Source organism: Nocardia sp. NPDC056000, assembly GCF_042269265.1.
Classification (GTDB): domain Bacteria; phylum Actinomycetota; class Actinomycetes; order Mycobacteriales; family Mycobacteriaceae; genus Nocardia.
Genome location: NZ_JBHJXS010000005.1, coordinates 361,354 through 383,177, shown reverse-complemented (window position 1 = coordinate 383,177; position 21,824 = coordinate 361,354). Strand labels below are relative to the sequence as shown.

The following is a 21,824-nucleotide window of genomic DNA, read 5'->3' as shown; positions in this document are numbered from 1 at the left end:
CCTCTCGGAATGGGCATGGGGAAACGAGCGCCGACGCATCGTCGGTCGCTGAGTTGATGGATTGGAGGCCGCCGCGCATCGCGCGCTGCGATCACGGCAGTGGGTCGCGCGGTGTGCGGGAACGTCAGCCGGTAGTGATCCGACCCTGCGCGGCGGCGAGCGCCGCATCGGTGTCGGCGGTGGCCAACAGGGCGTTGATGTGTGCACCGGCCAGGGCACCAGCCGCGCCCGAGGCACCGACCTGGGCGCTCAAGTCGGTGGCATTGCCCGCGACCCACACGCCCGGCACCTCGGTGGTGCCCGCCATGCCGGACGCGAAGCTGGAACCCATGTCGTCGGGCAGGTTTTCGATCGGCAGGTGCAGTCCCTCGAGGCCCTCGGTGCGCGCCCGCATGCGGGTGGCGACCGCGAGCACGCTGCGGGCGATGACCTGTCCATCGGCCAGCCGCACACCCGTGAGCGTGCCGTCCTCGGCGGTGACGACTTCCGCTACCGGGGTATCGACGATGCGGATGCTCCGGGCCGCGAAGCGCGCGCGAGTGTTCGCGTCCAGTTCGGTGTCGCCGGTGAAGTAGACCAGGTCCTCGGTCAACTGCCGGAACAGCAAGGCGTGGTGGATCGAGGCGGGGCCTGTGGCGAGGATGCCGATCGGCTCGTCGCGTACCTCCCAGCCGTGGCAGTACGGGCAGTGCACCACACCGTGTCCCCAATGCTGGGCCAGGCCGGGCACGTCGGGCAGTACGTCGCGCAGTCCGGTCGCCACCAGCACTCGGCGTGCGGTCAAGGTGCGTCCGTCGGCAAGAACGATGGTGAAACGCAGGTCTCCCCCGACCGGCGTGGCGGGTTCGGCGGAGGCCACCTCACCGAAGACGATCGTGCCGCCGTAACCGCGCACCTGCTCCCGACCCCGCTCGAGCAATTCGAGGGGTGGGGTGCCGTCCAGCACGAAGAAGCCGTGCATGGCGGTCGCGGGCGCGTTGCGCGGACTGCCACTGTCGATCATCACGACCGAGCGGCGCGAGCGGGCGAGCATCAATGCACCGTTCAAACCCGCGGCACCGCCGCCGATCACCACGACGTCGACGGTCTCGGCGGGCAGGGCGTCGCTCGTGTACCCCGCAGCCATCTCAACCATTGCCTCGGTCCCTTCGTGCATGGCCCAGCTGTTCCGGACACCTCTCAGCGACGATATGCTTCTCTTGCATCAATGGCATAGGCTCTTGCCTATGACGCAAGACGATGGTGAGCTGGACAGCCTCGTACGCAAACGCATCCGGGCACTGCGCGTGGCGCAGGGCTGGTCGCTCGAGGAACTGGCGAACCGCGCGCATCTGAGTCAGTCCACGCTCTCACGCATCGAGAACGGCCAGCGCCGTCTGGCCCTCGATCAGCTGGTCACCCTCGCGCGCGCCCTGGGCACCTCCCTGGACCAGCTGGTGGAAACCGCCGCGGACGATATCGTCACCAGCCCGATGATCGATGCCGCGCACGGGCTCATGCGCTGGACGATGAAAAGCGAATCGGGCATGAGCGTGGTGCGCCAACGCATGACCGAACCGCCGCCGGACAATCCGGCCCGCATGCGCGCGCATCCAGGCCGGGAGTGGCTCGTGGTCCTGTCCGGAACCGCGATACTCATGTTGGGCCACAAGCGTTTTCGCATCGAAGCGAACCAGGCCGCGGAGTTCCCGACCATGCTCCCGCACGCCATCGGCGCCGAGGGGGGACCGTGCGAGATCCTGGGCATTTTCGACCGCGACGCCCAGCGCGGCCACAAGGCCGACGCGCCCGCCCAACCCGACTAGTTACCGAGGTCGTTGATCAGATCCAGGGCCGGGTACAGGACGGGGCGCAGTGGGCGCAATCTCGACAGCGCCACAACGCGTTCGACGAGTGGGGCGACTCGGCGGATCAGCATTCGGGTGCGTTCCTGATCGGGGCTGCGGTCGTGCACCCAGAACAGCACGATGCCCATATGTGCCAGCCACAGTAGATTCGGCAGCTCGGCCAGCAAGCGCTTGTCGCCTTTGACGTCGTCGCCGATGACCAGGTTGCGCATGATGTCGATGGAAGACTCTCGGGCGGGGCGGCTTTCATCGCTGAACGGGCTGAGCGGACTGGTGGGTTCGGCGGCGATGGCGAAGAACTTGCCGCCGAACTCGTGATAGGGAGCGGCTACGTCGACGAAGGCCATTTCCATCGTCTGCCATCTCGCGGCGAGGGAATCGCCGCGAGTGCTCTGCTGCACCCGCTGTTCGTGCAGGGTCTGAATCTGCTGGTAGAAGCCCTGAACCAGCTGTTCTTTGGACGTGAAGTAGTAATACGCGTTGCCGACGCTGACGCCTGCCTCGCCCGCGATCGCGCGCATGGTGGTCTTCGTGAAGCCGTTCTGCTCGAACAGACGCAGGGCGGCGGCGATGATCTGCTGGCGAGTTTCCTCACCGCGCGCGGTCGTGGGCTCAGGGCGCGTCATGTCGATCAGGCTAGTGGGACCGTGTCGAACTGAATCGGAGCGGGTGCGATGGCGTCCTGCCGCTCCTGATGCCTGCTGCGGCGAATCTTGTTCAGCGCGATCAGGTTTGCGAAGTGCATTCCGCCGAGCACAAGTAGCACCATCCCGAGTTTCATGGCGAGTTCCTCGATGGCGGCGCGCACATCGGGCACCGGTCCGCTGATCCGCAGCGCCAGCGCCACGAATCCGGCATTGACCAGCCAGAACCCAATGACCAGAAGATGATTCACGGTATCGGCGAGATCACTGTCGCCATTCATGACATCCACCAGAAACCGTGCCCCGGTGTGGTGCAGGGTGCGCGCCACCCAGAACGTGACCGCCAAGCTGATGGCCGCGTATGCGGCATAGGTGGCAACGACGAGGTTCATTTTCCCAGCTCCCTTGCTGATTTGAACGTGTTCAACTCTGAGGTTAGGACCTTTGTTGAACATGTTCAAGTGTGAGCGCGGCGACATCGCCCCGCGACGCGGCTACGCCCGCCGACGATCGAGGCTGGGAACGAAAGACGGTTGATCGACATCGGAATCGGACATAACCTGCCGATGCCCGGCTCGCCGCGATCAAGGGCGATATGTGAGCCCGACAGCCGATCGATACCGAATGACAAAGCCAGGAAAGGCAACTCACGATGCCCGAAGCCGACGATCGCATCGTTCAAGAGATCTGGGTGGCCGACGCCGAAGCGAGCCCCTATGGCATCACCACCGGTGCCGACGGCGCGCTCTGGCTCACCCTTGTCAAGAGCGGCGAGATCGCTCGTTTGACCGTCGACGGCGTGTTCGACCGGTACCCGGCGGGCCCTGTCGGCTGCCGCCCGACCATCATCACCGCGGGCGTGGACGACGCCCTTTGGTTCACCCGATCCGGTGACGATCACATCGGGCGTATCACCAGCGACGGTGTCGTGACCGCGTTCGGCCTGCCTTCAGGAGCTAGCCCGTTCGGGATCTGCGCCGGTCCGGACGAGGCGATGTGGTTCACCGAGATGAACACCGACCGCATCGGTCGCATCACCGCTGACGGAAGGGTCACGCACTTCGACCTTCCCATCGAAGGCGGGTTCCCATCGATGATCGACCACGGGCCCGACGGTGCATTGTGGTTCACCCTCAATCAGGCCAACGCCATCGGTCGGATGAGCCTCGACGGCAAGACCGCCATCTACCCACTTCCCGACCCGGGCGCACCGGTAGGCATCACTCGCGGAACGGACGCATTGTGGTTCGTCGATATCGCCGCCGGCCGCATCGGCAGCGTCGACCTCCAGGGCACGATGAGGACGTTCCCGCTCCCCGATCCGACCGCGAAGCCCCACGCCATCACCGCGCTGGACTCGGGTGACTGCTGGTTTACCGAATGGGGAGCCAATCGCCTCGGACGCATCAGCCCCACCGGCGAAATCATCGAATACGACCTGCCCACAACGGAATCCGAACCACACGGCATCACTGTCGGACCCGATGGCGCGGTATGGGCGGCGCTGGAATCCGGAGCGGTCGCCCGCATCGCACCATGACCGAGCCGCTCGGGCGGGCGACGCCGGGGCAGCGGCTGCTGCCGCGCGAATCCTCCGGTAGTCCTCACCACCTTGCAGGTACCGCTAGTTCGGAACCAGATCTCCGTGTAGATGGTCGTAGGCGACGTAGGTGTGAAGGCGCACCCCGGTTACGAGGGTGTCGTCGTCGGCGTAGAAATGCGGATTGTGGTTCATCCACGCTCCGCGTCCACCGGGTTCGGCTTCGAAACCGTTCGGACCGCTGAACGAGGTGTCCTGCACCCCGAGGGTGACGTAGAGGCCACCGTACTTGTTGACGAATTCGGAGACATCGTCGTAGCCCAGGGTGGCCGGGGTTTGCACGACACGATCGTCGCCGACGACCTTGCGCAGGGTGGGAAGTCCCGCGTCGACCCACGACGCCAGGTTGTGTACGGCGGGCACGTCTTGCAGGTAGTCCACCGTCGCGGTGCAGTTGTAGGCCTGTGCGGTGTGGGTGGCCAGGGTGTGCAATCGCGTGCGGACGTCCGCCATATCGGATTCGACGGCGCAACGGATTGTGCCCCACAGGATTACGGTCTGGCCGATGATGTTGAACCGGCCGACATCTTCGATATGGCCGATGCTCACGGTGATCGGGTCGAAGGCGTCGATCTGCCGGTAGAGCTGGCCGATTCCGGTGAGCACGGCCCCGGCCGCGGGCATCGGATCGATTCCCATCCACGGCGTGGACCCGTGGACCTGCTGACCGGTGATGACGATCTTGACGAGGCTGGACGCGCCGAATTGGTTGCCGACCCGATATCCCACGTAGCCCTTGGGATACGGCGTGACATGGAACCCGAATGCCATCGTGGGAAGCGGATCGTCGAGCGCCCCCTGCGCGATCATCTCGCGCGCCCCGCCCTTCTCCTGCACCGGAGGACCCTCTTCGGCCGGCTGGAACACGAACAGAACGGTGCCGGGAAGTTGCTCCCGCACGTCGGCCAGCACGGTCGACGCCCCCAACAGCATCGCGGTGTGGCAGTCATGTCCGCACGCGTGCGATACCGGGAACGGCCCGCCCGGATACTCCTCGTCGACAAAAGTCGACGCGAACGACACCCCGCACTCGTCCGGGACCGGGAGCGCATCGATATCGGCACGCAATGCGATGACACGATCGCCGGGCACCCCGCCTTTTAGCACCCCGACCACTCCATGTCCGGCGATTCCGGTTCGAACCTGTTCGAGCCCAAGAGAATTGAGATGATCGGCAATCAGCTTGGCGGTATTGACCTCACGGTTCGACAACTCCGGATTCTGATGCAGATGACGGCGCCAGGCGATGACCTGATCGGCTACATTCGCCGCGCCCACATCCAACCGGTCATAGATCGTCATCTCCGACATCAGCGTCTCCGATCCGTTGGCGGTGGACACACCTCGATGATATTAGCTATGTAATAGCCGCCAGCTGGTCGATGTACGCATGACAAAATGAATACTTCACTCGCCGGTCAGCTCTGCTGCTCGGCGAGGTCGAGGTGTAGTGCGGCGAGTTCGAGTAGGTCGCAGCTGCGGCGGCTGGTTCCGGCGACGTTCGTAATGCCTTGGGCGCTCCACAGCGGCGGGTATACCGACAGGCCCTGATCGGGCGGTAGGTGTTTCACCTCGTCGGCCCATCCGGGCCAGCGCACATTGGCGTAGAACCTGTTGAGGCCGCCGTCGAGGGCCCAGTTGACGAAGGTGGTGTGGCCGCCGCCGATCGGTATCCAGGCGAGGGTGTCGGAGCCGAGAAAGCATATGCCGCCGGGCTTTCCGGGTAGCGCGCCACCGTTGATGGCGAATAGTCCGCCCAGCACGTCGACGGCGATGATCAGGGCTCCGTGGTCGTCGCCGGGGTTGCTGATTCGGTTCATGGTCGCCACGTCGGGAAGGCCCGCGTGTCCGCCGCCGAGGATCCGCAGCCAGCCGTGATCGACGAGGAGTCCACCGGTGTTCAACACCAGTGTGCCGAGCATTGATCGCGCGGTGACCTGCAGACGGAACAGGGATTGTCGCGCTCGGTCGGCATCGGCGGGCAGCACTTGGACGGTCACCGGACCGGTTGTGAGCTTCTTGGCGATTATCGGCCATGCGGGGTCATCGGTGTCGGTCAGCTCGTGGATGGATCGAACGGTCATGGCGTGAATCCTTTCTGCTGAATCGGTTGTCGCAGGCGAGCTTTGCGGCGGTGAGATCAGCGCCGCGTCGGTGCGCCCAGAGCGGCGCCGGCGCGCGATATCGCCGCCGTACCGAGACTCACCGCGCCGACCGCGAGCGCGAATATCGCCGCGTAGCCCCAGTGCGCGGCGAACAATGAACGAACGGCGCCGGTGGCGAGCAGTGCGGTAACCGTGACGAGGGCTCGGGTGTTGCGCAATTGCCAATGCGCCCGGCGGCGGACGAGTAGATATGTCACCCACAGCGTCCACGCCGCGGGTATCAGCGGCACCACCATCAGCAGCAGCACTAGCAGGTGGAAGTGACCGTCCTGCAGGGAAATAACGCCGATCACGGCGACGGGGGTCAAGAAGAGCACGGCCAATGCGGCCGCTGCGAACGTGCCGCGCCGGATGGCTGCCTCGTTCGCGTCGATCGAATTCGTCATGGCGGCGACGCTAGGTCGCCGGACTCATCCGGAGCAGTCGGTCATGCTGCCGTACAACGCATTACGGCAGGTCAACGCCGCAGACCGGAATTCCTGACCGGAACTCGGCAGCCGAGTGGCGAGGTATCCCACCGGCATGAACCGAGCCGCGTCTGCGCATTGTGCACCGTAATCTGTTGCGGGAGATAGATGCTGGAACATGGAGGGCTTGTGGTCGAGCTGGGTGGGGAGCGGTTGACGCGCACGCCGCGCGAGGAATTCGTCCGCAGGCTCGCGGCATTGTGGGAGCTGGCCGGTGATCCGACCCTCGACCGGGTCACGCGGGCGGCGAATCAGCGCACCAAAGCCGCGCGGGGCTCCTCGACGCGGGGAACCGTGCGAATGCAGCGCATCAGCGCGTGGCGGCGCGGCGATAATGTTCCGGCGCAATTCGATTCGCTACGTCCGGTGCTGCTGACCCTGATGGACGCGGTGCCGCCGGGTGCGGAGCCGGAACTGACCGATCTGCGCGCCTGGCGACGCCTCTGGGTCGAATGTGATTCCTGGACTCCGGAATTGGCGGAAGGGTGCCCCTACGCGGGATTGCAGCCCTACCGCAGTGCGGACGCGGAGTGGTTCTTCGGGCGGGAACAGGTCACCGGCGAGTTGATGGAATTGGTCACCGGCACCGCGGCGGCGGGCGGCGGAATCGTGGTCGTGGTCGGTGCCTCCGGTGCCGGTAAATCCTCGCTGCTGGCGGCGGGACTGGTTCCGGCGCTCGGATCCGAATGGACCGTCGTGAGCGGAACACCCTGGCGGATAGAGGAATCCGACGCGAACCTCGAAGGCCGTCGCGTCGTGGCCATCGTCGATCAGTTCGAGGAAGTGTTCACCACCGCGCTCGACGAACCCGCGCGCACGGATCTACTGGGGCGATTGCGCGGCCGCGCCGATGCCGGTGAGACGGTCGTCCTCGGGGTGCGCGCGGACTTCTTCGCCCGCTGCCTCGAGACACCGGAGCTCGTGGAAGCCTGTGTGCGGCGCGCCTTCGTGCTCGCGCCGATGCGCGGCGACGAACTCCGCACCGCGATCACCGAGCCCGCGCGCCGCGCCGGACTCCGGCTCGAACCCGGTCTCGCGGAACTGATCATGGTCGAGTTGGTGGGGCTCGGCGGCACCACTGGATCGGAAGGCTCGGGCACCCTGCCGCTGCTCTCCCACGTCATGGAGACGGTCTGGCAGCGTCGTGCCAAGAACCAGCTCACGATCGCCGGATACCGCAGCGCCGGCGGCGTCGCCGGTTCGGTGGCGCACACCGCCGACGCGGCGTGGGCGAAACTGAACTCCGATGAGCAGGTGGCCGCCAAAGACCTGCTGCTGCGCATGGTCACCATCGGCGATGGCACGCGGGATACCCGTCGCCGGGTTCCGCGTGACCAACTGTTCACCGGTGTAAGCCATTCCGAGGATGCCGCCGCGGCCCTGGAGACGCTCACCCAGGCGCGACTGGTCACTGTCGACGGTGACACCGCGTATCTCGCGCATGAGGTGGTGCTCGATGCGTGGCCCCGCCTGCGGGAATGGCTCGACGCCGACAGGGAAGGCCATCTGATCCGCCAGCGGACCGCCACCGATGCCGCGGAATGGGAGACCTCGGAGCGTCCCAGCGCGCTGCTGTATCGCGGGTCGCGCCTGGATCAGGCTCGTCGGCATTGGCGTCGGCCCCCGCTGACGGGGGACGACTCCCCCGCCGTAGCGGAAACCGCTGTGCACGAGTCGGATAGAGCCGCATCGCCTCGGCGATGGGGCCGTTTGATCGCGGGCGACGACCGTGAGATCACGCCGGGAACCCACGCCTTTCTCGTATCGGCGATCCGGGCGCGGCGCAGGATGATCGGGACGCAGGCACTGGTCGCGTTCGGGGTCGTGGTGTTACTGGCGGCCGCATTGGTCGGCTTCGTGAATACCCGCGTGGCGGCCGATCAGCGTGATGAGGCGTTCTTCAATTCCGTGGTGAGCGAGGCGGATCGGTTGCAGGGCAGCGACCCGACCTTGTCGGCGGAGCTGACCGCACTGGCCTATCGGATGCGCCCGGGTGACGCCGGGGTCGGATCACGGCTGATCGCGAGCCAAACCCTGCCTGTCGCTTCGAGTTTCGTCGATCATCCGGGCAAAGTGGCCGCGATGGCTTTCGTCGGCAGTGATCTGCTCGCGATAGCGGGTGACGATCACACCGTACGATTGCGGCCTGCGCGGGGTGGCAGCGGATCGCATGAGCTGGGACCGCCGATCAGCGATCCGGCCGAGCGAATCATCACTCTGCTCTCCACCGGAAACCTGTTGCTGTCGGCGGGTTCCGATCACATGGTCCGCATTCGAGATCTGTCGGATCCGGTGCACCCGAAGCTGATTCGCACCATCGATACCGGTGATGCGATCGTCACGGCGACCCTCACGCGTGACGGTGGCCGACTGGCGGTGGTGCACGCCCACGATGTGACGCTGTGGAATATCGCCGATCCGGCCGCGCCGATCGCGCTTCCCGGACGAGTAACGAGCGAGGACCAGGTGTACGGCGCGGTCTTCCTCGGCGACGACCGCGATCTCATGGTCGCGGTGAATCACATCCAGGGCGGATTCGGTTCGACCAAGACCGGATTGTTCGCGAAAATAGACCCCGTACAGGGTATTTCGAGCACGACACCGCTCATCCAAAGTGCGGGCGGGTTGGCCGCGACATCGCTGGGCAGCGGACGGACCATGGTGTTCGCCGATATTCAGGGCCGGATCACGCCCGGCGGACCCGTCAGCAGCGTGGTGCGTTTCGCGCGCTTGGACGACTCCGGCGACATGACGCCCGAGGGCACGTCGTTCACCGTGGCCGCGGCCAATGACCTGCTCGGTATGACGGCCAACAAGGATGGCACGGTCCTGGCGACCGTCACCGTCGAGGGCGTCACGCTGTGGAATCTTGCCGACCTATCGCAGCCGACCGTGCTCGGAACACCGTTGGCGGGCAACTCCGTTCGGTGTGCGAAGTCCGGGCGCGGGTGCTCGGCGGTGCCGACGGTGTCGGGGTTCAGCCCGGACGGGCGGCAGTACGTGGCAGGTCTGGACAATGGTGCGGTGCAACGCTGGTCGCTGCCGGGCGCGGTGCTGGCCGGACAGTCCGGCCAGATCGATTCGCTGTCCAATGGGCTCAGTGCCGACGGGCGGCGCATGGTCACCCTCGCGCCCGGTACCGATGCCCATATCTGGAATATCGAGAACCCGGGCGAGGTGCGTTTGCTCGGCACGATCGCGCGACCGGATTTCGCGCTGGCCGGTGTGTCGGCGGCGGCCGTGCCCGCCATGAGCCATGACGGGCACCACGTCGCACTGCTACTGCACGGCGTCTTCACCTTGGTCGACATCACCGATCCGTCGAAACCTGTTGAAGTGGCGCACTTTCCGGGTGCAGCAGGGGGTGCGTTCGCCGCCGATCGGCCGATTCTCGCGACCGTGGTGGCGCTTCCGTCGCCGGAGATGGTGTTCTGGGATATCTCGAATGCCGCCACACCGGTGCGATTGGGCGCGCCGGTGCTGATACCGGTGTCGCAGACTCTCCTGACGGACGGATTGCAGTTGGCCCAAACCCGTGATGGCCGCCAGGTGGTGTCGCTGACCGATAAGTTGCAGGTGTGGAATGTGTTCGCGCAGAGCGATTCCCGCACTCCCCTGGGCAGCGTGGACGCGACCCGGGATGTCGGCGCGGTAGGTGTGGCCGTGAGCCCGGACCATCGGATCGCCGCCGCCGGATGGAATTCGGGGACGGTCCGGCTCTGGTCGATCGCCGATCCCGCCAAGATCACCCCGATGGGTGATCCGCTGCCGGTGAGCAGCATATCGGTGAGTTCGGTGGACTTCGGCGGCGATGGCGCACTCATGGCCACCGGGGGTACCGATTCCACGGTGCGGCTGTGGGATACCAGCGACCCCGAACATCCGAAAGCCTTGGGGCAGTCCATCATTGCGCCGGGTTCCACCGGGTGGCGGGTCGCGTTCCATCCCCGGGCGAACTTTCTCATCGGCGCCGGAGACAACGGGATGCTGCGGGTGTGGGATCTGAATGCCGCCCACGCCGTCGACCGAATCTGCGGGCTCACCCGGGACACCATCGCCGCGCAACTCGCCTCCGCGCTGCCGGGGCATGATCTACCGGCGGTGTGCGCCTGAGCGGGCGCCCGCAGTCACCGGGGAACCGTCACCGGATCGGTACAGCTGTCCGGAAGATCTGTGAGAGAACAGGATTGCGGCAGTCGGACGGGCCGGTAGCGGGCGGGAACGCCGCGTTCGCGCACCAACGTCCGATACGCGTCGGCGACCTCGGTGGGACGCCGAGTCAGCGTGGGATCGGTGCGGATATCCACCTGATAGATGCCCCATCGCGGGTTGTACCCGTCCCACTCGAACGAGTCGGTGAGGCTCCAGTAATTGTAACCGATCACGTTGGCGCCGTCGGCTTTCGCGCGTTGCAGCCAGTAGACGGTATCGCGCAGGTGGTCGGCGCGACCGTACCCATCGGGGCGGGCCGCACCGTCGAACGAGTACAGGCCGCTGTCCACGACGTAGAGCGGCTTGTCCGGATACCGACGTGCGTAATAGGTCAGAGCATAGTAGATGGTCTCCGGCTGGACCGACCATGAGTCCGGGTTGCCCCAATTCAGCGGGTTCTTGGTCAGCAGATCGAGAGTCGGGGTATAGACGGTCTCGATGCCGATGTAGTCGATGCGGTCCTCGATCTGCTCGGTGACCGCGGTGTTGGTGAGCCCTTCGACAACATCGGAGAAATAGGCAATCGCCGCGGTGACCATCGCGCCCGGCTGCACCCGATGGATGTGATCGTAGATGGCGTTGTGTGCCTGGCCGATTCGGCGATTCATCGCCGGGATCTGGGTGGTGTCCAGATCACCGTCGCGCCATTCGTACTTGATGTAGTTGAACGGCTGGAAGAAGGTGATCCAGAGCGGATTGCGGGATGCGTAGCGCTCCACCACTTTCCGCGCATTCGCGAGCCAGAGGTCGACGATCTCGTCGGTCCGCCACCCGCCCCGGTCGGCGACCCAACCTGGATACACCCACTCATCAAGCACGAGCATCGGGCGAATACCGCTGGCCGCCAGCCGATCCAGCACGCGGTCGTAGAAATCGAAGCCTGCTTCGGACCAACCGTCGAGGGTCGGTTGCACCCGCGCCCACTCGATCGACATCCGGAACACACCCGCACCCAATCCCGCGACCAGGTCGATATCGGAGCCATAGCGGTTGTAGAAATCGGCTGAATCGGGATACCTGCGCAAGTCCGGATTCTGTCTGCTCATATAGCGGGTCTGATTGCTGTCAGGCGTATGCCCCTCGGCCTGATAGCCGGACATCCCCACACCCCAGAGGAATTCCTCCCCCAGCGCGGGCACACTATCCGGCGCGGGCCGCGCCGCCGCCGTCCCACCGGCACCGACAGCCACCCCGGCCACCATGAGCCCCAACGCTTTTCGTCGCGATATCGGTAGCACGCCGCCCCATTCCCGATGCGATCGACGCCGCACAGCGTGATCTACAGAGACCACTTATCACAGTCGCAGTACGCGATTCAACCCTGACACCGCAGGCTCCTCGGCATCGCGGCCCCGCAACGGCTCTGAGTACTGAAACCAACTACGCCCCATACTCATTGCTTGCGGTCGCTGGTATCTGGACCTGTAGCCTGCGGTTCCCCGGTACGACTTCTCGCCGAGGGTATCTGCGGCCGCCATGCGCCGACTTGGACCGGCGGATACCAGGTCCAGTGCGGATGCCTACGATGGCCGGGTGTTGGCTGCAATTGTCTCGTTCACGATCGCGTCGGTGGTGTTGGTCGTCTTGCCGGGACCTGACACCCTGGTCGTGGTCCGGAGCCTGGTTCGGGGCGGACGGGGCGCGGGCATACGCACATCGATCGGTGTGCTCTGTGGGCTCATGGTGTGGGTGGGCGCGGCAGCCTTGGGATTGGCTGCGCTGCTGCAGGCCAGCCAGCTCGGATACGAGATTCTCAAGGTCGTCGGAGCCTGTTATCTGCTCTGGCTGGGTGTTCAATCCCTGCGGGCACTACGCCGCCCGGCCGTTGCCGGCTCCGCGGCCCATTCGTCGCCTGTATCGCCCCTGGATCGGCTGGGCAGCTTCGGCGCCGGTCTGCTCACCGATCTGCTCAATCCGAAAATCGGCATCCTGTTCGTCAGCCTCCTGCCCGGATTCGTGCCCGATGGGTATTCGGTGGGGTGGACGACTGTGGGATTGGGCGGCATTTACGTCGCACTCACTGCCGTGTACTGCGCGGCACTGGTGATGGGAGCGAATGCGATCGGAGACTGGATGCGGTCGGACCGCATTCGCCGCCGACTCGATGCCATCGCGGGGGTGGCGCTCGTCGGCTTCGGTATCCGTCTCGCCCTCGAGCCCTGAGCGCTACGCGACTGGATGCCCGCCAGTCAGGCTGCGCAGGACCATGTTTGGGGCTCGAGCGACTGAACGTTCGGCGGGGTCCGGCTCACCTTCAGGCGTGGGCGGCGAACTCGGCAAAGCTCCCTACCTGATCCTCGCCCGGGTCGAGGGCCCGGGCGAGCCAGAGCTCGTACCAGTCCAGGAACGTGAGCGGCTCGCGGGTGTCGGGGTGTAGCAGCGGCAGGGCGGCGGCGTGCTCGTAGCTGTGCCACCACACCTGCCCCGCGGCCGGGCCGCGCAGGACCAGCAGGTTGTACATGCCGCATCCTTCGTTCGCGAGGAAGGTGGCACCGCGGTGGATCATTCCGATGTTCTCCGACCACTGGGACTCGGAGTCCTCGTCGGCAGACGGGCAGGGTCGCTCGGCGGTGAAGGGGAAGTCCGCGGCGTAGTCGATCTCCGCGTCTTCCGCCTCCTGTTCCAGCGGGAACAGCCCGAGCATCGGTCCGGCTCCGCCGTCGCTCACCGAGGTAATCCACGCGCGGTAGTCGGCGGGAAGTCCGCCGCCAAGTCGATGCTCGAATGCCGTGAGTGCGTCGGCGTTCGCGCGAGCAGCGAACTCGTAGCGGTGCACGGTTGCCCCGTGGATGCGGCATTTGTAGCCGGTGACCTCGCGATCGCCAAGCGAGATGACAGTGGTCTTCAGATCGGCTGCTCGCAGTCGGCCGAGGTCGGTCAGGATCCCGGCGATCCGGTCCGCCTGCGTTTGCGCGTATTCCATGCCCACATCCTGACCGATGCGACGACTTGCTTGCGGGCTCGGATTCGACGGGAGCAAGCTGCATCTTCCCGAGCTTGTTGCGTTGCTGGCCGCAGTGCGGCCATTGGTGGAGTTCGGGTCGATGTCGTCGACGCCGACGGCGCCGCCGCCGAAACAGCTTGATGTGAGGCATCCAGGCCTGGCAGTCGCGACTGCCAGGCCTGGAGCATGTTTCCCATCCTGCTCTCGAAACACGTCTCAACATCCTGGGGTACGTCGTCTTGGTCGCGTCGCAGAACTCACTCACCAGGACAATCGTTCTCCGAACGAACCGGGAGGCGTGGGACGAGAAATGGCTACGGCGCGGATGGCTCGCTGCACCAATGCTCTAAGGTGCGCGGTCGTTCGGCTTGGTGTCGGTGTGGCCTCCTGCTGCGCTGGCTGCTCCCGTGCAGACGATCGTGCCCGAAGCCATGGTCATGAGTATGGCGGTGATGCACTTCGCGATCATGTGCCCCCCTTGTTCCTATAAGAACGCCCGAAACAACGGATACGTCGTTGCCCGGTCCGTACTTGTTTTCCTTGACCGGCCCGGGGTGTCGGGCCGCCGGACCGAGTGAAGTCGAAAACACAGCCGTGGTGACGTGGATCAGGTCGGTGAACACCCTGAATGTGCTGCTCTCGGCCATGATTTGGGTTCTCCGGACCGGAGACTGAACAGCGGATGGGCATGCTCACGTGTACGCCGACCTCCAGCATCACCGCCTCCAGCGCCGGCGACTACCGCGGCCCAGCCGTATGTTTTCGTCACCGCCGTGGGTGCGAATGCAAGCTGCAGGCCGGCGCCTGCCCCTGACGGTTGGGGACGCCGAGATCCTGGGCGCGCTGGCCTCGAGTGACTAGCGACCCTGACGCGGGGTCAGGAAATGCCGCGGAAGAAGGTGCGTATGTCGTGCGCGAGCAGTTCGGTTTCTTCCATTGCGGGGAAGTGGCCGCCGTCGGTGAACTCGCTCCAGTGGCCGACCGCTTTCCACGGGTCCATCGTGCGGCGGATGAGCGGGTGGGTGTCGAACACCGCCCATCCGGACGGAACACCGGAAGCCATGACGAATGCGAGGTCGGAGTGTTCGGCCTCGTAGTAGAACTGCGCGCTCGACTCGCCGCTGCGGGTGAACCAGTAGAGGCTGACATTGGTGAGGAGTTGGTCGCGGTCGACCGACTCGTGCGGCATCCGGTGATCGCCCATGGGCCTGGTCTTGAATTTCTCGGCGATCCACGCGAGCTGACCGACCGGAGAGTCCGCGAGCGCCGCGCCGATCGTGTCGGGACGGTGGTTCTGCATCAACAGGTATCCGTGATCGGCCGCATCCGCGTTGCGCACCGCCTCGAGCTCGGCGATCTCGTCATCGGACAGACCGTCCGGGAGCGGGAACTTAACGCCGACCAACCCGAGCAACCGGGGGTCGGCACCGATATGCGTGCCGATGACACGCTCGGGGTACAGCGCCGCCAGGCGACCGGTGATACCTGAACCCATGTCGGTGCCGTGCGTCGCGAACCTCTCATAGCCCAGCCGCGTCATGATCTCGGCAAAGGCATCGGTTGTCCGCGCCAGCTCCCAGCCGGTCCCGGACAGCGGGGTGGAGAACCCGAAGCCGGGCGGCGACGCGATGACCACGTGGAACTCGTCGGCCAGCAGCGGGATGAGCCGCTGGTACTCGACGAACGAGCCCGGCCAGCCGTGGTTCAGCAGCAGCGGGATGGCCTCGGGATTCGCCGATCGCGCGTGCAGGAGATGGAACCTCTGACCGTCGACGACCGTCGTGAACTGTTGGTACTCATTGAGTTTCGCCTCCTGAACGCGCCAGTCGAACCCGTCGCGCCAGTACTCGGCAAGCTCCTTCAGGTACGCCGCCGGGATGCCTCGGCTGAAGTCGGTGCGATCCTCTCGGCCCGGCACGGGGTTCGGCCAGCGCGTATGTGTCAGCCGGGTGCGCAGGTCGTCGACATCGGCCTGCGGGATGTCGATGCGGAAAGGAGTGAGTGCGTTGTCCTTGTTCATGACACCCACCTTCCCGGGTAATGCGGCAGGCTAGCTTCCGCAATTGCTGCAATGATCGAAACATGTTGGAGACCTCGGCGCGCCTGCTCGAACTGCTGTCGTTGCTCCAGCTCAAGCGCGACTGGACGAGCTCCGAGCTCGCCGACCGGCTCGGGGTGAGCACGCGGACAGTGCGCGCCGATATCGGCAAGTTGCGCTCGCTCGGCTATCCCGTGGACGCGCGTCCCGGCGTCGCGGGCGGGTACCGGCTGGCCGCCGGGACGGCGATGCCCCCACTGCTGCTCGACGACGACGAGGCCGTCGCCGTCGCGGTCGGACTGGGTGCGGTCGCGACCCAACGGCTCGGAATCGAAGAAACATCGCTCACCGCACTCGCGAAACTGGAGCAGGTACTGCCCTCGCGCCTGCGTCGGCGCGTGGAGGCGGTCCGCGAGGCGACGAGCGTGGTCCCAGGGATACAGCCGCCGCTCGATCTCTCGGTACTCGGCACGGTCGCCGCCGCGATCCGCGGCCACGAACGGCTTCGGTTCGGGTACACGAAACCCGGAGCCACGACAGGACCCCGGCATATCGAACCGCACCGGCTGGTGACCTGGGGGCCGCTGTGGTACCTCCTCGCGTGGGATATCGACCGCGACGACTGGCGAGTCTTTCGCGTCGACCGCATGGGTTCGCCCACACCGACGGGCGCGCGGTACCCGCCGCGCGTGATCCCGGCGGACGATGTCGTCGACTACGTCGTCGGACGCGTCAGCAGAGCGGCCTGGACGTACCGCGCCCGGGTACTCGTACACGCTCCCGCCGCCCAGATCGCCGCAAAGATCCCCGTCCCGGTCGATATCGAGGTGGTCGACGAGGCCACGTGCCGTCTCGAGGTGGGTTCCAACGATGCGGACCAGCTCGCGCTGTCATTGGCCCAGCTCGACGTCGACATCGAGGTACTCGACGGAGACGCGCTCGCGGAGGCGTTCGATCGCCTCGCGAACAGGTTCCGCCGCGCGGCAGGTGGCGCGTCCACGGCGTGAATCTCGGCCGCCGGTCGTTCTACGCGTGCCGCAGAGAGACGCCGGGCACGAAGATTACTTGTCTTCTTTACTTTCGGTGGTATCGCGACGGCGGATCTTGATGCCCAGCTTCTCGGCTTCACGTCGGCGTGCTTCGCGCTATTCCGGGGTCAACAGCACGCGGGTTGCACGCATCGCTTCTTGGGTCAGGGCGCCCATCACATACCTCCGGTCACTCGCAGCGATCGGTCAGCTCAGCTGAGCCAGTCGCCGAGCAACGCGGTGGATCTGCCGTTGCTGATCTGTACCTGCAGCCAGGCATTCACCACACCGTTGAAGGACGTGTCACCCCGTGGCAGCAAATAGACTTTCGCCGCCGAGTCAAAGGGCTTATCGGGGTGCAGCACCTGCAAGTCGGGGTATTCGCGCTGGCGGTAGAGGCCCTCGATGGAATCGGTGACGAATACATCGGCCTGGCCGTGACTGAGTTGGTCGTAGATGGTCAGGTTGTCCGGCCACACCATGATCTGCGCTTGCGGGAAGTGTGTGCGCGCGAAATTCTCGTTCGTGCCACCGGGATTGACAACGACGCGCACCTCCGGCCGATCAATCTCGTCGATGCTGCTGTAGGCATCGCCACTGCTACGACGAGTGACCGGTGTCTTGCCGTCGGTGACGGTCGCGACCGAAACATCGGCCACTGCGCGGCGGCTGGCAGTGTCGGAGATTCCGCCGACCGCAATATCGCAGTGCGCGAGGAAATCCTGGGTCAGTGTCGTCCAGGTCGTGGGCACCCACTGTGGCACCGCGTGCAGCATCGTCGCCAACTCCGCGGCAAGGCTGATATCGACCCCACGATAATTGCCGCCCGCATCGCGCACAGTAAAGGGCGGGTAGTCACCTGTCGTGCACACCCGCAAAACACCTGAGAGCGGCACGCTCCACAGTCGGGACGGTGAGGGTTCCGCCGCGGCAGGAACGGCCATTCCGGCGACGGCCAGCACCCCGGTCAATATCGTGTTCAGAATTGACCACAGTCGTCGCGATCGGCGCATCAGTGCAGGGTACCCCGAGGGGCACGGTCACTCTCCCCTCCCGTGAAGATCACCCGATATGTCAACGACCGCACAGCAATTGATGCGGACTAGCACGAGCAGCGCGCCGTTGCGGCGTCTGCAAGTCCTCCTGGCCAGCCCCACATCGGGATGCGCGGCAGCATCTGTTGCACTGTGCGGCGCGCCACCGTTCGGCGCGGTCGGCGTGCGCGTGGTCCGGGGCCTGGCGCGTGACAGGCGCGATATCGGTCACGTGACGTAATAGTCCCCAGGTCTCGGTACACCGCGATCACGGTCGCCGACCGGCCCGCCGGTCCTGAGCGCGAACACTCCCCCCCTGTGCGGCTGCTGATAATTGACGACGAGTCTTCCATTGGACGACGCGAACCCTTCGAGATATCTGACCGCCGATAAGGTTCACTTATCGGCGGCCAGATCCTCTCATTTCGTTTCGTTGATTACGTTTGCGATTGACGCTATTAACGCTACGAATTACGTACTTGTCGATTTCACCCGAAGCGGGTGACCCGCCGTCTGCCACAGCTACATAGCGTCGATCAGTCCGTGTTCGCCGATCCCTGAGCTGTTGTAGCTCGGGCGGTGAGAGGAGTGTTCGTGAACGGAATCGTGGTCGTACTGGTCGGGGCGCTGCTGTGCTTCTATGGGATCCGGTCGGTGCATCTGGGGATCCTCGCGATCGGGTTCGGTCTCGGCTGGATGATCGCCGACCTGTTCGACGCGACGTTCTGGTGGCTGATCCTGATCGGCCTGATCGGCGCGGTGTCGTCCTGGGTGGTGACCTCACTGGTGTTCCGGTTCGCGTCCTACTTCATCGGCGGTCTCACCGGCGCGATGATCGGCACCAAACTGGCCACCGTGCTGCAGCCCGGTGACAAGAACTGGGCCTTGAGCATGATCGTGGCGCTCGCGGTCTGCGTGGCGGGTGCGTTCCTCGCCGAGAAGTTCCGAGCCCGCGCACTGCTGTGGCTGACCTCCATCGGCGGCGCCAGCATGGTGCTCAGCGGACTCGGCCGGATGACCGATTCCCTTGCCTTCCTGCGCAATCCGGAGCCGGGGCTGCAGCAGGTCACCGCGACCCTGGCGTGGATCGGTCTGTCCGTGATCGGCTGGATCACCCAGCGTCGCCTGTTCGCCGAGAAACTCGGTATCGAGCATGGGCCAGCCGCCGCAACCGACAAGAGTCGGTCGAACGGCGGCTGGCCTGCGGGCTAGATCCGTTGCGGCACTAAGGCGTGACGATATTGAAGTCCGGGTCCGGTGTGTCCAGGACCGCGATCAGTTGGCGTAGTTTGGCCGGGTCACCGGAGACCTGGACCCGACCGTCGGCGATATCGACTCCGCCGGCGATGGTGGCGATCAGGTCGTGCCGGGTCAGGGTGAAGGTGGCATCCGGGTCGGGCCCGGTGAAATCCGCCGGGACCACATGGTGAATCAAGGCTCCATTGCGCAATTCGGGGCGGTAGGTGGTGTTCTCGTCGGTGATCGTCCAGTCGTTGATCAGGTGCAGATCCCACGCCTTGGGCCCGTTGACGAGGAAGGACGCTGATTCGAAGACCTGGTCGACGGTCAGCGCCGCCATGATCGACGGTGACGCGGTCTGAGTCGGCGTGCCGAAGTTGCCGTTGCGCAATTCGTAGGCGCCGGAGAGGAAGAAGTTGCGCCAGGTGCCGTTCTCGGCGCCGTAGCCGAGCTGGTCGAAGGCGTTGGCCTGCAACGCTTTCGCGGCGGCATGGGTCGGGTCGGCGAAGATGACGTAGTTGAGCAGCTGCACCACCCAGCGGTAGTCGCCGTCATCGTAGGCTTTGCGCGCGGCCTCGACTGCGGCGTCGGCACCGCCGATCACGGCGACGTGACGTTTGGCGGATTCGACCGGGGGATGCTCCCACAGGTGCGCGGGGTTGCCGTCGAACCAGCCCATATAGCGCTGGTAGATGGCTTTCACATCGTGGCTCACCGATCCGTAGTAGCCGTGGGTATGCCAGCTGCCCTCCAATGCGGGTGGCATCTGGATCATCTCGGCGATCTCGATGCCGGTATGGCCCTGATTGAGCAGACGGAGTGTTTGGTCGTGCAGATACGCGTAGGTATCGCGTTGTCCGGCAAGCCATTCGGTGACCTTGTCGGTGCCCCACATGGGCCAGTGATGCGAGGCGAAAGCGACATCGGTCTTGGCCCCGAACAGCACGATGGCCTCGGTCAGGTACTGCGACCAGACATGTGCGTCGCGCACCACCGCGCCGCGCAGGGTGAGGATGTTGTGCAGGGTGTGGGTGGCGTTCTCGGCCATGCACAGGGCACGGTGGTCGGGGAAATAGAAGTTCATCTCCGACGGCGCTTCGGTGCCGGGGGTCATCTGGAACACGATGCGGACCCCGTCGACGACCTCTTCCTGACCGGTCTCGGTGATGTCCTTGGTCGGCGGGATGAGGGTGACGGTGCCGGTCGAGGTGGTCATACCCAGGCCCGCACTGATCTGACCCTTCGGATCGCGCGGCAGCACAGCGCCGTACATATAGCCCGCACGACGGCCCATGGCGGTGCCGGCGTAGACGTTCTCGCTGACCGCGTGTTCGACGAATCCGGCCGGGGCCAGCACCGGAACCTTGCCCGCCGCAACATCTTCGACGGTGGTGACACCCATCGCCCCGCCGAAGTGGTCGACGTGGGAATGGGTGTAGATCAGTCCGGTCACCGGGCGGTCGCCGCGATGCGCGCGGTACAGCTCGAGGCCCGCTTTCGCGGTTTCGGTGGAGATCAGCGGATCGATGACGATGACCCCGGTCTCACCTTCGACCAGCGTCATATTCGACAGATCCAGGCCGCGGATCTGATAGAAGCCGGGCGCGACCTCGTAGAGACCCTGCTTGATCATCAACTGCGCCTGCCGCCACAGACTCGGGTTCACGGAATTCGGGCAGCTGCCCTGGATGTAGCCGAAGGAGTCGTTGTCCCACACCACATTTCCGTCGGCGTCCTCGACCACACCGGGTTTCAGTTCGGCGACGAAGCCGCGGTCGGCGTCGGTGAAGTCATTCGTATCCGACATCGGCAGCGTTGCCGCGGCCTGTTCCAGACGCCGCACCGTCAGGTCGCTGGGTTCGGATGCTGGAACCTGGTCTGTGCTGGTCATGGTTTCCTCTCCTGTGCTCATATCCGGATGACCGTCTGATAGGCAGCCGTCAGCCCAGTAGGCGAGCCTTGGCAGTGGCGACCTCGGTGTCGGTGAGCGCCGCGCGTTGTTCGGCGCGCTGGTTGACCTCGTTGGCGGTACCCGGGAGCGCCGCGGTGCGTGCGACGGTCCCCGCTAGTCCGGGCCGCCCGATTCTTCGTCGTCCGAATGCCATGCCCGGCAACCTTTCTCAGATTTCCGCCAGCGACGCCGCGAGTACATCGCGCGGCACCTGGAGATGGAGTTCGACCTCGCCGCCGTCGGCGCGGACCGCCTCACCGAGCGCGCGGGCCCAGGTTTGCTCGTAGACCACCACGACGGCGGAGGTGCCGGGGCGCATCGCGCCACTGACGACTTCCAGGTCCTCGTTGCTGATCAATTCGCGCGTGGCGGTGAGCCGGCCCAGGCCGAGGTCGTCGAGCGGCTCGGCGAACTCGCGTAGCGTGAGTTGTCCGTCAGAGTCCTTGGCCAGATAGACCAGATCCAGGACGGTGGCATAACCGGCATCGGTGGCCGCAGCCAATGCGGTGCCGATACTGGGGGCGATTTCGGCGTGCGGGAACGTGAGCACGACCAGTTCCACGGGGCCGAGTTGCGTTGGCGATTCCGGCATGCGGCTCATGCTGGGGCAGTGCGCGCGATCGTGCCTCATCCGATTCGGGTGAGGTCGGCGACC

Annotated in this window: 19 protein-coding genes; 6 read left to right on the top strand and 13 right to left on the bottom strand. The window is 65.4% G+C overall.

Annotated features, from left to right (window positions below):
- Window positions 1–124 precede the first annotated feature (124 nt).
- Complete coding sequence (locus ACFC4D_RS17480; RefSeq protein ID WP_376064467.1) at window positions 125–1,135, bottom strand: NAD(P)/FAD-dependent oxidoreductase; 1,011 nt, start codon at window positions 1,133–1,135, stop codon at window positions 125–127.
- Window positions 1,136–1,226: 91 nt separating this feature from the next.
- On the opposite strand from ACFC4D_RS17480, the gene ACFC4D_RS17475 reads away from it, so the two are divergent.
- Window positions 1,227–1,805: a helix-turn-helix domain-containing protein gene (locus tag ACFC4D_RS17475; RefSeq protein WP_376064465.1), complete on the top strand. Its 579-nt coding sequence runs from the start codon at window positions 1,227–1,229 to the stop codon at window positions 1,803–1,805.
- Here the strand turns inward: ACFC4D_RS17475 and ACFC4D_RS17470 are convergent.
- Both ACFC4D_RS17470 and ACFC4D_RS17465 read right to left on the bottom strand, forming a co-directional pair.
- On the bottom strand, window positions 1,802–2,473 hold the full coding sequence (locus ACFC4D_RS17470) for a TetR family transcriptional regulator (RefSeq protein WP_376064463.1): 672 nt from the start codon (window positions 2,471–2,473) through the stop codon (window positions 1,802–1,804). The genes ACFC4D_RS17475 and ACFC4D_RS17470 overlap by 4 nt on opposite strands.
- A 5-nt stretch (window positions 2,474–2,478) precedes the next feature.
- Window positions 2,479–2,883, bottom strand: a complete 405-nt coding sequence (locus ACFC4D_RS17465; protein WP_375958846.1) for a hypothetical protein — start codon at window positions 2,881–2,883, stop codon at window positions 2,479–2,481.
- Between the two features lie 260 nt (window positions 2,884–3,143).
- Here ACFC4D_RS17465 and ACFC4D_RS17460 point away from each other — a divergent pair, with 260 nt between their 5' ends.
- Window positions 3,144–4,031, top strand: a complete 888-nt coding sequence (locus tag ACFC4D_RS17460; RefSeq protein ID WP_376064461.1) for a virginiamycin B lyase — start codon at window positions 3,144–3,146, stop codon at window positions 4,029–4,031.
- Between the two features lie 84 nt (window positions 4,032–4,115).
- Here the strand turns inward: ACFC4D_RS17460 and ACFC4D_RS17455 are convergent, their stop codons facing one another.
- The 3 genes from ACFC4D_RS17455 to ACFC4D_RS17445 all read right to left on the bottom strand — a co-directional run bounded on the left by ACFC4D_RS17455 (window position 4,116) and on the right by ACFC4D_RS17445 (window position 6,642).
- Complete coding sequence (locus ACFC4D_RS17455) at window positions 4,116–5,432, bottom strand: M20 family metallopeptidase (RefSeq protein ID WP_376064458.1); 1,317 nt, start codon at window positions 5,430–5,432, stop codon at window positions 4,116–4,118.
- Between the two features lie 77 nt (window positions 5,433–5,509).
- Window positions 5,510–6,175, bottom strand: a complete 666-nt coding sequence (locus ACFC4D_RS17450) for a DUF2625 family protein (protein ID WP_376064457.1) — start codon at window positions 6,173–6,175, stop codon at window positions 5,510–5,512.
- 56 nt (window positions 6,176–6,231) lie between these two features.
- Window positions 6,232–6,642: a hypothetical protein gene (locus ACFC4D_RS17445; protein ID WP_376064455.1), complete on the bottom strand. Its 411-nt coding sequence runs from the start codon at window positions 6,640–6,642 to the stop codon at window positions 6,232–6,234.
- Window positions 6,643–6,831: 189 nt separating this feature from the next.
- Here ACFC4D_RS17445 and ACFC4D_RS17440 point away from each other — a divergent pair, with 189 nt between their 5' ends.
- On the top strand, window positions 6,832–10,836 hold the full coding sequence (locus tag ACFC4D_RS17440; protein WP_376064453.1) for a WD40 repeat domain-containing protein: 4,005 nt from the start codon (window positions 6,832–6,834) through the stop codon (window positions 10,834–10,836).
- A 14-nt stretch (window positions 10,837–10,850) separates the two neighbouring features.
- Here ACFC4D_RS17440 and ACFC4D_RS17435 read toward each other — a convergent pair whose 3' ends face one another.
- Window positions 10,851–12,125 (bottom strand): family 1 glycosylhydrolase, encoded by a 1,275-nt coding sequence (locus tag ACFC4D_RS17435; RefSeq protein ID WP_376064451.1) that lies wholly within the window; start codon window positions 12,123–12,125, stop codon window positions 10,851–10,853.
- Between the two features lie 343 nt (window positions 12,126–12,468).
- Between ACFC4D_RS17435 and ACFC4D_RS17430 the strand changes: the two genes are divergently transcribed.
- Window positions 12,469–13,098 carry a LysE family translocator gene (locus tag ACFC4D_RS17430; protein WP_376064449.1) on the top strand — a complete coding sequence of 210 codons (630 nt, stop codon included), beginning with the start codon at window positions 12,469–12,471 and terminating at the stop codon, window positions 13,096–13,098.
- Window positions 13,099–13,189: 91 nt separating this feature from the next.
- On the opposite strand, the gene ACFC4D_RS17425 is transcribed toward ACFC4D_RS17430, so the two are convergent.
- Complete coding sequence (locus ACFC4D_RS17425; protein ID WP_376064853.1) at window positions 13,190–13,858, bottom strand: SMI1/KNR4 family protein; 669 nt, start codon at window positions 13,856–13,858, stop codon at window positions 13,190–13,192.
- Window positions 13,859–14,756: 898 nt separating this feature from the next.
- Window positions 14,757–15,899 (bottom strand): epoxide hydrolase family protein, encoded by a 1,143-nt coding sequence (locus ACFC4D_RS17420; RefSeq protein WP_376064448.1) that lies wholly within the window; start codon window positions 15,897–15,899, stop codon window positions 14,757–14,759.
- 62 nt (window positions 15,900–15,961) lie between these two features.
- Here ACFC4D_RS17420 and ACFC4D_RS17415 point away from each other — a divergent pair, with 62 nt between their 5' ends.
- Complete coding sequence (locus ACFC4D_RS17415) at window positions 15,962–16,924, top strand: helix-turn-helix transcriptional regulator (protein WP_376064447.1); 963 nt, start codon at window positions 15,962–15,964, stop codon at window positions 16,922–16,924.
- 233 nt (window positions 16,925–17,157) lie between these two features.
- On the opposite strand, the gene ACFC4D_RS17410 is transcribed toward ACFC4D_RS17415, so the two are convergent.
- Window positions 17,158–17,958 (bottom strand): transporter substrate-binding domain-containing protein, encoded by an 801-nt coding sequence (locus tag ACFC4D_RS17410; RefSeq protein ID WP_376064445.1) that lies wholly within the window; start codon window positions 17,956–17,958, stop codon window positions 17,158–17,160.
- A 615-nt stretch (window positions 17,959–18,573) separates the two neighbouring features.
- Here ACFC4D_RS17410 and ACFC4D_RS17405 point away from each other — a divergent pair.
- Window positions 18,574–19,191 (top strand): DUF4203 domain-containing protein, encoded by a 618-nt coding sequence (locus ACFC4D_RS17405; protein WP_376064442.1) that lies wholly within the window; start codon window positions 18,574–18,576, stop codon window positions 19,189–19,191.
- Between the two features lie 13 nt (window positions 19,192–19,204).
- Here ACFC4D_RS17405 and ACFC4D_RS17400 read toward each other — a convergent pair whose 3' ends face one another.
- The 3 genes from ACFC4D_RS17400 to ACFC4D_RS17390 are packed head-to-tail and all read right to left on the bottom strand — an operon-like array spanning window position 19,205 to window position 21,761.
- Window positions 19,205–21,109, bottom strand: coding sequence for an alkyl/aryl-sulfatase (locus tag ACFC4D_RS17400; RefSeq protein WP_376064440.1), 1,905 nt, complete (start codon window positions 21,107–21,109; stop codon window positions 19,205–19,207).
- Window positions 21,110–21,158: 49 nt separating this feature from the next.
- Window positions 21,159–21,323 (bottom strand): hypothetical protein, encoded by a 165-nt coding sequence (locus tag ACFC4D_RS17395; RefSeq protein ID WP_376064438.1) that lies wholly within the window; start codon window positions 21,321–21,323, stop codon window positions 21,159–21,161.
- 15 nt (window positions 21,324–21,338) lie between these two features.
- Window positions 21,339–21,761 (bottom strand): DUF6325 family protein, encoded by a 423-nt coding sequence (locus tag ACFC4D_RS17390; RefSeq protein WP_376064437.1) that lies wholly within the window; start codon window positions 21,759–21,761, stop codon window positions 21,339–21,341.
- Between the last annotated feature and the right edge of the window lie 63 nt (window positions 21,762–21,824).

Excerpts from the sequence above, each read along its gene's own strand:
- ACFC4D_RS17480 (WP_376064467.1), bottom strand. The coding sequence starts at position 1,135 with ATGGTTGAGATGGCTGCGGGGTACACGAGCGACGCCCTGCCCGCCGAG.
- ACFC4D_RS17475 (WP_376064465.1), top strand. The coding sequence starts at position 1,227 with ATGACGCAAGACGATGGTGAGCTGGACAGCCTCGTACGCAAACGCATC.
- ACFC4D_RS17470 (WP_376064463.1), bottom strand. The coding sequence starts at position 2,473 with ATGACGCGCCCTGAGCCCACGACCGCGCGCGGTGAGGAAACTCGCCAG.
- ACFC4D_RS17465 (WP_375958846.1), bottom strand. The coding sequence starts at position 2,883 with ATGAACCTCGTCGTTGCCACCTATGCCGCATACGCGGCCATCAGCTTG.
- ACFC4D_RS17460 (WP_376064461.1), top strand. The coding sequence starts at position 3,144 with ATGCCCGAAGCCGACGATCGCATCGTTCAAGAGATCTGGGTGGCCGAC.
- ACFC4D_RS17450 (WP_376064457.1), bottom strand. The coding sequence starts at position 6,175 with ATGACCGTTCGATCCATCCACGAGCTGACCGACACCGATGACCCCGCA.
- ACFC4D_RS17445 (WP_376064455.1), bottom strand. The coding sequence starts at position 6,642 with ATGACGAATTCGATCGACGCGAACGAGGCAGCCATCCGGCGCGGCACG.
- ACFC4D_RS17440 (WP_376064453.1), top strand. The coding sequence starts at position 6,832 with ATGCTGGAACATGGAGGGCTTGTGGTCGAGCTGGGTGGGGAGCGGTTG.
- ACFC4D_RS17425 (WP_376064853.1), bottom strand. The coding sequence starts at position 13,858 with ATGGAATACGCGCAAACGCAGGCGGACCGGATCGCCGGGATCCTGACC.
- ACFC4D_RS17420 (WP_376064448.1), bottom strand. The coding sequence starts at position 15,899 with ATGAACAAGGACAACGCACTCACTCCTTTCCGCATCGACATCCCGCAG.
- ACFC4D_RS17415 (WP_376064447.1), top strand. The coding sequence starts at position 15,962 with ATGTTGGAGACCTCGGCGCGCCTGCTCGAACTGCTGTCGTTGCTCCAG.
- ACFC4D_RS17410 (WP_376064445.1), bottom strand. The coding sequence starts at position 17,958 with ATGCGCCGATCGCGACGACTGTGGTCAATTCTGAACACGATATTGACC.
- ACFC4D_RS17400 (WP_376064440.1), bottom strand. The coding sequence starts at position 21,109 with ATGACCAGCACAGACCAGGTTCCAGCATCCGAACCCAGCGACCTGACG.
- ACFC4D_RS17395 (WP_376064438.1), bottom strand. The coding sequence starts at position 21,323 with ATGGCATTCGGACGACGAAGAATCGGGCGGCCCGGACTAGCGGGGACC.
- ACFC4D_RS17390 (WP_376064437.1), bottom strand. The coding sequence starts at position 21,761 with ATGCCGGAATCGCCAACGCAACTCGGCCCCGTGGAACTGGTCGTGCTC.